The 11,688-nt window shown below is 65.6% G+C and carries 13 protein-coding genes; 3 read left to right on the top strand and 10 right to left on the bottom strand.

All coding sequences use genetic code 11. The features are described 5' to 3' along the window. The 10 genes from rpoB to WG208_RS01600 all read right to left on the bottom strand — a co-directional run. A partial coding sequence (rpoB, locus tag WG208_RS01645) for a DNA-directed RNA polymerase subunit beta (RefSeq protein WP_337169570.1) occupies positions 1 to 2,283 on the bottom strand: 2,283 nt, incomplete at its 3' end. A 176-nt stretch (positions 2,284 to 2,459) separates the two neighbouring features. Next, positions 2,460 to 2,846, bottom strand: a complete 387-nt coding sequence (rplL, locus tag WG208_RS01640; RefSeq protein WP_337169569.1) for a 50S ribosomal protein L7/L12 — start codon at positions 2,844 to 2,846, stop codon at positions 2,460 to 2,462. 81 nt (positions 2,847 to 2,927) lie between these two features. Further along, complete coding sequence (rplJ, locus tag WG208_RS01635) at positions 2,928 to 3,431, bottom strand: 50S ribosomal protein L10 (RefSeq protein ID WP_337169568.1); 504 nt, start codon at positions 3,429 to 3,431, stop codon at positions 2,928 to 2,930. A 15-nt stretch (positions 3,432 to 3,446) separates the two neighbouring features. Beyond that, the gene (gene rplA / locus WG208_RS01630; RefSeq protein ID WP_337169567.1) at positions 3,447 to 4,136 is read right to left on the bottom strand and encodes a 50S ribosomal protein L1; all 690 of its coding nucleotides are present in this window, start codon (positions 4,134 to 4,136) and stop codon (positions 3,447 to 3,449) included. A 5-nt stretch (positions 4,137 to 4,141) separates the two neighbouring features. Next, a complete protein-coding gene (gene rplK, locus WG208_RS01625; RefSeq protein ID WP_337169566.1) occupies positions 4,142 to 4,564 on the bottom strand; it encodes a 50S ribosomal protein L11 in 423 nt (140 codons plus the stop codon). Between the two features lie 165 nt (positions 4,565 to 4,729). Continuing rightward, the gene (gene nusG, locus WG208_RS01620; protein WP_337169565.1) at positions 4,730 to 5,287 is read right to left on the bottom strand and encodes a transcription termination/antitermination protein NusG; all 558 of its coding nucleotides are present in this window, start codon (positions 5,285 to 5,287) and stop codon (positions 4,730 to 4,732) included. A 10-nt stretch (positions 5,288 to 5,297) separates the two neighbouring features. Next, positions 5,298 to 5,531, bottom strand: a complete 234-nt coding sequence (gene secE / locus WG208_RS01615; protein WP_337169564.1) for a preprotein translocase subunit SecE — start codon at positions 5,529 to 5,531, stop codon at positions 5,298 to 5,300. Between the two features lie 2 nt (positions 5,532 to 5,533). Continuing rightward, on the bottom strand, positions 5,534 to 5,686 hold the full coding sequence (gene rpmG, locus WG208_RS01610; protein ID WP_012682337.1) for a 50S ribosomal protein L33: 153 nt from the start codon (positions 5,684 to 5,686) through the stop codon (positions 5,534 to 5,536). A gap of 327 nt (positions 5,687 to 6,013) precedes the next feature. Then, a complete protein-coding gene (locus tag WG208_RS01605; protein ID WP_337169563.1) occupies positions 6,014 to 6,862 on the bottom strand; it encodes a LytTR family DNA-binding domain-containing protein in 849 nt (282 codons plus the stop codon). Further along, positions 6,859 to 8,079, bottom strand: coding sequence for a histidine kinase (locus tag WG208_RS01600; protein WP_337169562.1), 1,221 nt, complete (start codon positions 8,077 to 8,079; stop codon positions 6,859 to 6,861). Before WG208_RS01600 ends, WG208_RS01605 begins: the two co-directional genes overlap by 4 nt. Before the next feature lie 304 nt (positions 8,080 to 8,383). On the opposite strand from WG208_RS01600, the gene WG208_RS01595 reads away from it, so the two are divergent. The 3 genes from WG208_RS01595 to WG208_RS01585 are packed head-to-tail and all read left to right on the top strand — an operon-like array spanning position 8,384 to position 11,687. Further along, positions 8,384 to 9,706 carry an efflux RND transporter periplasmic adaptor subunit gene (locus tag WG208_RS01595; RefSeq protein WP_337169561.1) on the top strand — a complete coding sequence of 441 codons (1,323 nt, stop codon included), beginning with the start codon at positions 8,384 to 8,386 and terminating at the stop codon, positions 9,704 to 9,706. 11 nt (positions 9,707 to 9,717) lie between these two features. Further along, entirely contained in the window at positions 9,718 to 10,476 is a 759-nt protein-coding gene (locus WG208_RS01590) for an ABC transporter ATP-binding protein (RefSeq protein WP_337169560.1), read from the top strand. Then, positions 10,473 to 11,687 carry an ABC transporter permease gene (locus tag WG208_RS01585; RefSeq protein ID WP_337169559.1) on the top strand — a complete coding sequence of 405 codons (1,215 nt, stop codon included), beginning with the start codon at positions 10,473 to 10,475 and terminating at the stop codon, positions 11,685 to 11,687. Before WG208_RS01590 ends, WG208_RS01585 begins: the two co-directional genes overlap by 4 nt. The last annotated feature ends 1 nt before the right edge of the window (position 11,688 follow it).

Raw genomic sequence — 11,688 nt, 5'->3', positions numbered from 1 at the left:
CACGCTGGTGACCACGCCGGCGCGGCGCGCGATGATCACCGCGCCGGAGTCGACGGCCACCGTGGCTTCGAGCCCCGTGCCCACCAGCGGCGTGCGCGGGTTGAGCAGCGGCACGGCCTGACGCTGCATGTTCGAGCCCATGAGCGCGCGGTTGGCGTCGTCGTGCTCGAGGAACGGAATCAGCGCCGCGGCGATGGAGACCAGCTGCTCCGGCGCCACGTCCATGTAGTCGATGTTCGCCGGCGGTTCGAGCGGCAGGTCACCGCGCTTACGCGACAGCACCAGATCCTCGACGAACGTGCCGTCGGGATTGAGCTTGGCGTTGGCCTGCGCGATGATCGCGTCCTCTTCGCGGTTGGCGTCGAGCCACACGATCTCGCCCGTCACACGGCCTTCCTTCACCACGCGGTACGGCGTCTCGATGAAGCCGAGATCGTTCACGCGGGCGAAGCAGGCGAGCGACGTGATGAGGCCGATGTTCGGACCTTCCGGCGTTTCGATGGGGCACATGCGGCCGTACTGCGAGTAGTGCACGTCTCGCACTTCGAAACCGGCGCGCTCGCGCGTCAGACCGCCCGGGCCGAGCGCCGAGAGACGACGCTTGTGCGTCAGTTCGGCGAGCGGGTTGGTCTGGTCCATGAACTGCGACAACTGCGACGATCCGAAGAAAGCCTGGATCACCGCCGACACCGTGCGGGCGTTGACGAGATCGTCGAGGCTGATCTTCTCGGGATCGGTGTTGATCGACATGCGCTCCTTGACCAGACGCGCCATGCGCGAGAGGCCGACGGAGAACTGGTTCGCGATCAGCTCACCCACCGAGCGGATGCGGCGATTGCCCAGCTGATCGATGTCGTCCACATCGCCGCGGCCCTCGTGCAGCTCGACGAGCTGGCGCATGATCTCCACGAAGTCTTCCTTCGTGAGGACCGTGGTGCTCATCGGCGTGTTGAGGCGCAGACGCTGGTTGATCTTGTAGCGGCCCACGCGACCGAGGTCGTAGCGCTTGGGCGAGAAGAACAGCCGTTCGAGCGCCTGCTTGGCCGTTTCGCGGTTGGGCGCATCACCCGGACGGAGCAGCGCATAGATCTGCTTGAGCGCTTCCTCTTCCGCCTTGGTGGGGTCCTTGGCGAGGGTGTTCTTGATGAGCGTCGACTCGGCACGACCCGAGGCGACGAACACGAACACCTTCACGATGTCGGCCTTGCGGATGCGCTTGATCACCGCGTCGGTGAGCTGCGTGTCCTTCTCGGCCACGACCTCGCCCGTGTCCTGATCGACGACGTCGCGCGCCAGCGTGCGGCGCACTTCGCGCTCGCCGCGGTCGATCGCGTCCTGTTCGTCGCGCAGGTCGATCTGCGTGTACGAGGCGAACACCTTCACCGTCTTCACGCCCTGCCGCACGAGGCGGTTCAGCACTTCCTCGGTGAGTTCGTCGCCTTCGCGCACCAGCAGCTGGGCTTCGGAGCGTTCGCGCTCGGCCTTGGCCTTCTTGGTCTTGGGCTTGGGCGCATCCGCGGCCGTGACTTCGCCCTCGAGCGTGATGTCCTCGGCGATGATCGCGCCGAACACTTCACGCTGGTCGTTGCGCGTCTCACGCTTCTTCATGAGATCGAGATCGCGCTCGGCGAAGAAGAGGCGCAGGATGTCGCGGTTCTCCCCGTACCCGAAGGCGCGCAGCAGCGCCGTGGCGGGGAACTTCTTCTTCTTGTCGATGTGGACGTAGATCACATCGTGGATGTCCACGGTGAACTCCACCCACGAGCCACGGAACGGAATGATCCGCGACGAGAGCAGGCGCTGGCCGTTGGGGTGCGTGCTCTCTTCGAACACGACGCCGGGCGAGCGATGCAACTGGGAGACAATGACGCGTTCGGCGCCATTGATGACGAAGGTGCCGAGCTCGGTGAGGAGCGGCAGTTCGCCGAGATAGACTTCCTTTTCGATGATGTTCCGGGGGCGCTTGCCGTCGCCGGTATCCTCGAAGATGACCAGTTGGAGGGTGGCCTTGAGCGGGGCCGAGTACGTCATGTCGCGCTCGATGCACTCGGCGACCGTGTACTTCGGTTCACCGAGGCTGTACCGGACGAACTCCAGCGAGAAATTCTCGTGGACGTCCGTGATCGGGAACAGGTCCTTGAAGACGCGCTCGAGGCCGACGTCCTCGCGCTCCTGCTGAGCGGCATCCAGTTGCAGCAGCGACTCGAAGGCGCGCGTCTGGATGTCGAGCAGGTGGGGCATATCCATGCCCGTCTCGAGCTTCGCGAACGAGATCTGGTTCATCATATCCTTGTGGGGCTCACCCTCGTGCGGGGTGCGCACAATCCGGGAAACCGGAGGCGCAAAGCGCTCCGTCCCCGACGGCGCCAGTCACGGTTTCGTGACCGGCGCCCCCGGGGAGGAGCGATACAACGACGGAACTGCGGAGTGTCGACGTAGAGACTGGCCTGGGCCGGACTTTACTTGACTTCGACGCCAGCGCCTTCGGCCTCGAGCTTGGCCTTGATCTGCGCGGCTTCGTCCTTCGACACGTTTTCCTTGAGCGTCTTCGGCGCGCCATCGACCAGGTCCTTGGCTTCCTTGAGGCCCAGGCCGGTCAGCTCGCGCACGACCTTGATGACCTGGATCTTCTTGGCGCCGGCTTCCTTGAGGATGACCGTGAATTCGGTCTGCTCTTCGGCCGCGGCCGCCGGGGCCGCCGCACCGCCGCCGCCGCCCGCGGCAACCGCGGCGATGGTGACGTTGAACTTCTCCTTGAACGCTTCGATGAGCTCGGACAGCTCGATGACGCTCATCGCGCCGATCGCGTCGAGGATCTCGTCCTTGCTCAGAGTCGTGTTAGCCATGGTGGTACTTTCTCCGTATCTCCCCCAGGGAGCCTGGGGCGTGTGATCAGACAAACGCCTTTCGGCGTACGCCTGGGGAACTCAGTTGGAGCCTTCGAGTTGCGCCTTGCGGGCGTCGAGGGCGAGGGCGAACATCATCGGGATGCTGTTGAGGTAGCCGGCGAAGATCGAGAGCGCGTCCTCGCGCGTCGGCAGGGCGGCCAATTTCTTGACCATCGCCTCGTCGACCGCGTTGCCCTCGTAAATGCCGCCCTTCACCGCGGGCTTCTGGTCGTTCTCCTTCGCGAAGTCGGAGAGCACCTTGGCCGCCGTGATGGCGTCCTTCGCCACCACCACCCCCGTCGGACCTTTCAGACGCTGGGCCACCAGCCCGCTCTCGTTGACGGCACGGAGCGCCAGCGTGTTCTTGATCACGACGTACTCGACACCGGCCTTCTTCAGGCGGCGGCGCAGGTCCGTCATGCGCTTCACGTTCAGACCCGTGAAGTCGGTGTAGTAGAGCGCCTGCGCGCCGGTCAACTGCGCCTTCAGGCTGTCCACCAGGATCTGCTTGTCGCTCTGCTTGGCCTTCGGCTTGCCTTTCATGGTGACGTCTCCCTCTTACCGGAACGGCGTGGTGTCGATGGTGACGCCAGGACCCATGGAGCTCGAGATCGCGACGTTGCGGATGTACAGACCCTTCGCCGCGGCCGGCTTCGCACGCACGATGGTATCCATCAGTGCGGAGAAGTTGGTCTCGAGCTGCTCGGGCGCGAACGACACCTTGCCGATCGGGGCGTGCACATTGCCACCCTTGTCGACGCGGAATTCGATCTTGCCGCCCTTCGACTCGCGGACCGCCTTGCCCACGTCGAACGTGACGGTGCCCGCCTTCGGGTTCGGCATGAGACCGCGCGGACCGAGGACACGACCCAACTGGCCGATCTGTCCCATCTGGTCCGGCGTGGCGATCATGACGTCGAAGTCGAGCCAGCCATCCTTGATCTTCTGGAGATACTCGGTTCCCACGAAATCGGCGCCGGCGTCCTGCGCTTCCTGCACCTTGGCACCGGCGGCGATGACGAGCACGCGCATCGTCTTGCCGGTCCCTTCCGGAAGCACCACCGTACCGCGCACGACCTGATCGGCGTGACGCGGATCGACCCCGAGACGGATCGCGACTTCGACGGTCTCGTCGAACTTCGCGAACGCCATCTGCTTCACCAGGGCGATCGCCTGCTTCGCCTCATACGACTTGCCGAGTTCGCGACGCTCGCTCGCGCCGCGGTACTTCTTCCCGTAGGTCTTCATGAGGCTCAATCCTTCACCGTGATGCCCATCGACCGCGCGGCTCCGGCGATCATCGCCACCGCACTTTCCATGGAATCACAGTTGAGGTCGGGCATCTTGGCCGTCGCGATCTTCTCCAGCTGCGCGCGGCTGATGCTGCCCACCTTGACCTTGTTCGGCTGACCCGAGCCCTTCTCCACGCCGAGCTCCTTCTTGATCAATTCCGCCGCGGGCGGCGTCTTGAGAATGAAGGTGAACGACTTGTCCGCGTAGATCGTGACCTCGACGGGGATGATCATATCCCCGCCCTGCGTGCGAGCGTTGAACTCCTTGCAGAACCCCATGATGTTGATACCCTGGGGACCGAGGGCCGTACCTACCGGGGGCGCCGGGTTCGCCTTGCCTGCAGGAATCTGCAGTTTGACGAATCCAGTGACCTTCTTGGCCATGCGACTTCCTCATCGCGAGTTCCACCCGCGGACCATCCGCGCGTGGTCTTGCTGCCACGGTATTTCACGTCGTGTGGTGGCGACGGACTGCCAACAGCGTTTCGGGTTCAGGGTTCGCGGTTTGGGGACGCCAAACCCTGAACACCGAACCCGGAACGGCTTCTCCTAGTACCCGCGGAGCTGGAGGTAATCCAGCTCCACCGAGGTCGGCCGGCCGAACAGGCTGACCGACACCCGGACCTTCCCCTTGTCGGGGAGGACTTCCTCGACCGTGCCATTGAAGTCGGCGAACGGCCCTTCGCTGATCGCCACCGCCTGTCCCACGAGGAACGGAATCTCCTCGCGCACCGGCGTTTCATCGGCCGGATCCGCCTGCCCCAGCAGACGACGCACTTCGTCGTCCCGCAGCGGCATCGGATCCTTGTCCTTCCCCACGAACTTGATCACGCCCTGAATGGCGTTGATCTCGTGGAGCGTATCCTGACTGGCCACCATCTCCACGAGCACGTAGCCCGGGAAGATCTTGCGTTCGACGGTGACCTTCTTGCCGTTCTTGATTTCCACCACATCCTGCGTCGGCACGAGCGCCTGGCGAATGAGACGGTCCTCGGGCTGCGCCGGATCCATGTCGATCTTCCGCTGGATCAGGCGCTGCACCTTGTTCTCGTGGCCGGACGTGGTCTGGATCGCGTACCAACGGTGCTCGAGTATCGACACGGTCATGGGTGCGGACTCAGCCCCCGAAGAGCATGCTCGGCAGACGCACCAGCAGCGCCTGCAGCGCAACGTCCACCAACCCGATCACGGCACCAAGGACCAGCACGAAGATGAGGATCTGGATCGTCGACTGCTGCAGCTGCGCGCGGTCGGGCCAGGTCACTTTCTTCATCTCGGCGACCACTTCATGGTAGAACGTGACCAGCCGCGTGCCGACTCCCGGGCGGTTCACCTCGACGGGAGCAGTCATGACTACTTGGTTTCCTTGTGCGTCTGATGCTTGTTGCAGCGCGGGCAGTACTTCTTCCACTCCACGCGCTCAGGATGAAGACGCTTGTTCTTCATCGTGAAATAATTGCGGTTCTTGCACTCGGTGCACCCGAGGATGATCTTCTCGCGCGGCATGATCCGGCTCCGTACTGCGTTCTGCTGCGTTTATGCGTGCTGCTGCGTTACGTGCGACTGTAGGTCCAGCACTGTGTTCTGCGATATCCCGCAGAGTTCTGCGATATCCTGCAGACACCCAGTCCCGGGATTTGGCCGGTACGGGGTGAGCCTTGCAACGTAGCGCGGTCCGACGCCACCCGCAAGTCACGGGCCCGCGCTGTCCACACGACCCGCCAAAGACCCGCAAGTGCCGCGCTGATGGGCGCTTAGTCCCTTGCGCTCCGCGCCCGAAGCGCCGCCGAAGATCCGCGCAAGAGAGCGTCGGCCCTGCTCCGCCAGCCCCCGCTACCGGGGCTGGCCGCCCAGCCCCAGCCAGCGCTCCAGCGCCTCCCGACGGGTCCGGCTCACCCGCAACCGGCCGCCGCCCTTGAGCAGCACCTCCCCGTCGCCTCCCGCCCCGCGCCGCAGCCCTTCCACCCGGTCCAGTCGCACGATCACCGACCGGTGAATCCGCAGGAACCGCCGGGGATCGAGACGATCCTCCAGCGACTGCATCGACTCCCGGACCAGGTGACGCCGCCCCGCCACCACCAGCTCGGCGTAGGGACCGCTGGCCAGGATATAGTCGATGTCCGCCACCGCGATCGGCCGGATGGTCCCCTGCTCCTCCACCGCGATCCGCTCCAGGTAACCCCCGGCCGGCCCCGGAGTTTCAACCGGCGGCTCGGCGGTCGTCCCCAGCACGTCTAGCAGCCGGGCCCGCATGGTCGCCAGATCATTGAGGGCCACCAGCCGCCGGGCCCGCTGCAGCGTCTCGGCAAACCGGTCGTCGTCGAACGGCTTGACCAGAAAATCCAGCGCCGCCAGCCGGAACGCTTCCACCGCGTGCTGGTCATACGCCGTCGCGAAAACCGTCGCCGGCATCGACTCGGGGCCGATCTGCCGCACCACATCCAATCCCGACAGCCCCGGCATGCGGATGTCCAGGAACACCAGATCGGGGCGCAAGGCCCTGATACGCTCCACGGCCTCCACGCCGTCGGCGGCCTCTCCCACCACGTCCACGTCGGACTGGGCTTCCAACAGGTCGCGCAACCGGAGCCGGTTGAATTCCTCGTCGTCGACGATCAGCACCCGCAACCGCGTATTGGGATGGCTACCGGCATGAGTATGGGCAGGGGTAGTGGCGCTCACGACACCTCCCCGGCCAGCGGAATGCGGACCTCGGCGACCGTGCGGTCCTCCATCCGTCGCAATTCCAGCGAAGCCTCCTGTCCATACAATTGCGTGAGACGGGCCCGCGTATTGGCGAGTCCGATGCCGTGCCGCGCGCCGACCTCGTCGTCTTCATCGTCGAACACCGAGGCCGAGGCGCCGCGCGAGGCACTGCGCAGCGCGCGGCGCACGGCGTCGTCCGCATCGGCTGCTTCACCGAACCCTTCGCCGCTGCCGTTGTCGCACACCCGCAGCACGAGGTCGTGTCCATCGCGCGATACCGACACCTCCACACGCCCCGGCGTACGCAGCGGTTCGATCCCGTGCCGCACCGCATTCTCGGCCAGCGGCTGCAGCAGGAAGCTCGGCACGAACACATCGAGCAGCGATTCGTCCACCGTCTGCGAAATCTCCAGGCGCGATCCGAATCGCATGCGCATGATCTCGAGGTACGCGCCCAGCAGGGCGAGTTCCTGCCGCAACGTGATTTCCTGACGGCCGCCGGTCTCGAGACTCGCCCGCAACAGTTCACTCAGACGGGCGATCATGCGGCGTACGCCTTTGGGATCCCGGTCGACGAGTGAGGAAATGAGATTGAGCGTGTTGAACAGAAAATGCGGATCGATCTGCTGCCGCAGTGTGGCCAGTGTCGCGCGTGCCAGTTCGGCCTCCAGGCGCACGGCGCGCTGCTCACGCCACCGCGACTGCAGTGAATAGGCCCGGGCGAGTCCGGCCGCGATCACCGCACCGTACAGCACGGCGTTGTTGGTGAACGGAAACCAGATGGGCGGTCCGCCTCCGCCTGGGCGCGGGGCGTACAACAACGATCGCAGCGCCACGCCGAAGGCGGTCATGACCCCCACCACACCGAGGCCCACGAGAACGAAGCGCAGCAACTCACCGGAGGTCAGGTTGTCCTGCCCTTCCTCCACGGTATGGCCGGCCACCAGTTCGAAAAGTGTGGGCGTGACCAGCGCCCAGCCCACGGCCTCGGCGATGGCCACCCAGAAGATGGTGGCATCGGAGGTGCCGTCGGGGCCGCGGCGCCCACCGAAGAGCAGGTTCACCACGGTCACCACCGCATACAGCAGCCAGAACGCCGCAATGAGCAGCCGCTCGCGCCGCGAGACACGAACCGAGAGCGCGGAGCGCGTGCCCGTCGCCGTCAGGGCCGCAGGCTGAAGATCCGTGGGCATGATCCAGCATACTGCGAGCGCCGCGGGGGGCGCCAGCAGCGGAGGCAAGGGTCGTGAGCGGTTGGGCAGGAGCGATGACGGCGGTGTAGGCCACCGGTCCCATGGGCCACCGGCGGTTCGTGTGCAGCTCCCCGTCGTTCGTGGGTTCAGACCCACCGTTCGGAACACCAGGCGGCGGTTCATGCCAGGGCCATAAACATCCGTCCGGGCCGCCGTCTACCAAGGGTGAGTGGACCGTGCCCCACCGCCGTGGTGTGGGCCCGCGCCGGGCGCCCCCGCCCAATCCACCCTCATCCGAACCACCATGACCAGGTTGATGCAGATCACCGCGGCGACGGTTGTCGTTGCCGCTATCGCCGGTGCCGGCTTCTGGACGATGACCAAGCGTGGCGCCGAAGTTCCGACGTACCGGTTTGCCACCGTGGAGCAGGGTTCCCTGCGCTCGACCGTATCGGCGTCGGGGACACTGAGTGCCGTGAAGACCGTCGAAGTCGGCACGCAGGTCTCCGGGCAGGTGTCCGAACTGCTCGTGGACTTCAATGATCGCGTGAAGAAGGGACAGCTCGTCGCGCGCATCGATCCGATCCTGCTGCGCCAGGCGGTGCAGGATGCCGAGGCGGGTGTGGCCCGTTCGCAGGCCTCGCTGGCGCAGGCGAAGGAAGAGTTCGAGCGTACCAAGACGCTGCACGACGAGAAGATCGTCACCGAAACCGAATACAACACGGCGCGCACCACCTATGCGCTCGCGCAGACCAGCGTGACGTCGGCGCAGATCGCGCTCGAGCGCGCGCGCCAGAATCTCGCCTACACCAACATCTACGCGCCCATCGACGGCGTCGTCATCGAACGCGCCGTCAATCTGGGGCAGACGGTGGCCGCCAGTCTGTCGGCACCGAAGCTGTTCGTCATCGCCAACGATCTCTCGCAGATGCAGATCCTGGCGTCGGTGGACGAAACCGACATCGGCTCCATCAAGGAAGGCCAGTTGGCGGAGTTCACCGTGCAGTCGTTCCAGGACCGCCGGTTCCGCGGCAAGGTGCAGCAGGTGCGCCTGGCTTCGACGACGGCCAACAACGTGGTGAGCTACACGGTGGTGGTGAACGTCGACAATCCCGACGGAGTGCTGCTGCCCGGCATGACAGCCACGGTGCAGTTCATCACCGGTGAAGCGCACGATGTGTTCATGGTGGCCAACACCGCGCTGCGATTCCGTCCCCCGGTGGATTCGACGGCGCAGGCCGCTGGTGGCCGTGGCGCGGGCGCGAGTGCCGCGGGCTCGCCGGCCGGTGCGCCCGCCGGTGCATCGACCGGCGCGCAGGGCGGACAGCGTGGCGGTGCCCCGGGTGCGGGCGGCATGGGCGGTCAGGGCCGCCGGGCCGGCGGTGCGCGCTCCGATGCGGGCACCATCTACACGTTCGAGGCGGGCAAGCTCGTGCCGCATCGGGTGCACACCGGCATCACCGACGGCACGCGCACCGAGATCCGCGGTGAGAGTCTCACCGTGGGCATGCAGGTCGTGATCGGCATCAACGCGGGCGGGAGCGCGGCAACATCCGGCACCACCAGCAGCCCGTTCCAGCAACAGCAGCAGCGCGGTGGCCGTGGCGGTCCCCCGGGTCCCTTCTGATCGGAGGTGACATGACCGAAAAAACCACGCCCGTGATCGAAGTCCGGGGTCTCACCCGGGTCTATCACATGGGCTCGAACGAAGTGGCGGCGCTCCGACAGGTCGATCTCACGGTGATGCCGGGCGAGTTCATCGCCGTCATGGGCACGTCGGGATCCGGCAAGTCGACGCTGATGAACATCCTCGGCTGCCTCGATACGCCCTCCGCGGGATCGTATCTGCTGGATGGCGTGCGGGTGGACGGCATGACGCGCAACGAGCGCGCCGATCTGCGCAATCACAAGCTCGGGTTCGTCTTCCAGGGCTTCAATCTGCTCTCGCGTACATCGGCACTCGACAACGTGGAACTGCCCCTGCTCTACGATCGCCTCGGCCGGCATCGGGACACCAAGGCCATGGCGCGGGCGGCTCTCGAGCGCGTGGGGCTGGGCAAGCGCATGGATCACCACCCCAGCGAACTCTCGGGCGGTCAGCAGCAACGGGTGGCGATCGCCCGGGCTCTCGTGACGAGCCCCACGCTGCTGCTCGCCGACGAACCCACGGGCAATCTCGACACCCGCACCACACTCGATGTGATGGCGCTGTTCCAGCAACTCAACAACCAGGGGATCACCATCCTCCTGGTCACGCACGAACCCGAAGTCAGCCACTACGCCAAGCGCATCGTCGAGATGCGCGACGGCACGATCCGCAAGGATCACCCGGTGGAAGACCGCGGGGACGCCGCCGCCGACCTGGCGGCCTACGACGCGCAGGAGGTGGTGGCATGAAGCTGATCGTACTGCTTCGGATGGCGATGCAGAGCATCGTCAAGAACAAGATGCGCACGTTCCTCACGATGCTGGGCATCGTGATCGGCGTGGCCGCGGTCATCGTGATGGTGGCGATCGGCGCCGGCGCGCGCAGTCAGATCGAATCGCAGATCGCCACGCTGGGCACCAATCTGATCGTGATCACGCCCGGCTCGTCGCAGGCAGGCGGTTCCAATCAGGGCGCCCAGAGCTTCAATCGTCTCACCATCGACGACGTGGACAAGATCCGGCGCGAGGCCACGCTGCTCGCGGGGGTGTCGCCGGTCATCAACACGCGCACGCAGGTGGTCGGTCCCTCGGGCAACTGGCGCACGGAAGTGAACGGCGTCTCCACCGACTTCTTCCGCATCCGCAACTGGACCGTGGAAAGCGGGGTGGAGTTCACGGATGACGATGTGCAGGGCAAGCGTACGGTGGTGATTCTCGGCAAGACGGTGGCCGACGGACTCTTTCCCGACGGGGATGCCGTGGGGCAGCGCGTCCGTCTCGGTCGCACGCCGTTCACCGTCATCGGCGTGATGTCGAAGAAGGGACAGGCGGCCACCGGTACCGACCAGGACGACATCGCGGTCGTGCCCTACACCACGGCGCAGACCCGCATCAGCAATTTCTTCTTCATCGGGTCCATCCTCGCGATGACCAACGATACGAAGCAGATCCCGGCGGCGATGGAAGAGATCAAGGGCATCATGCGCGAATCGCACAGCATCGGCGGGGGCGCCGATGACTTCACGGTGCGCGATCAGTCGGCGCTCGCGACCACCGCCACGAGCACCACGACGGTGATGACCGCGCTGCTGGCAGCCATCGCGTCCATCTCGCTCGTGGTCGGCGGCATCGGCATCATGAACATCATGCTCGTCTCCGTCACCGAGCGCACCCGCGAGATCGGCATCCGCATGGCCATCGGCGCGCGTGGCTCGGACGTGCTGACGCAGTTCCTCGTCGAGAGCGTGGTGCTCTGTCTCATGGGCGGCATCGTGGGACTGCTGGTGGGCATCGGCGGGTCGATGATCGTCGGTCACATCACGGGTTGGCACACCACCACTTCGGTCACCGCCGTCATGATCGCCACGGGCTTCTCCGCCGCCGTGGGCGTCTTCTTCGGCTACTACCCGGCGCGCAAGGCTGCGGCGCTGGATCCCATTCAGGCGCTGCGCTACGAATGAG

The organism is Gemmatimonas aurantiaca (assembly GCF_037190085.1).
Classification (GTDB): domain Bacteria; phylum Gemmatimonadota; class Gemmatimonadetes; order Gemmatimonadales; family Gemmatimonadaceae; genus Gemmatimonas; species Gemmatimonas aurantiaca_A.
Note: the sequence above shows the minus strand (reverse complement) of the source record. Positions and strands in the feature narration are given on the sequence as shown.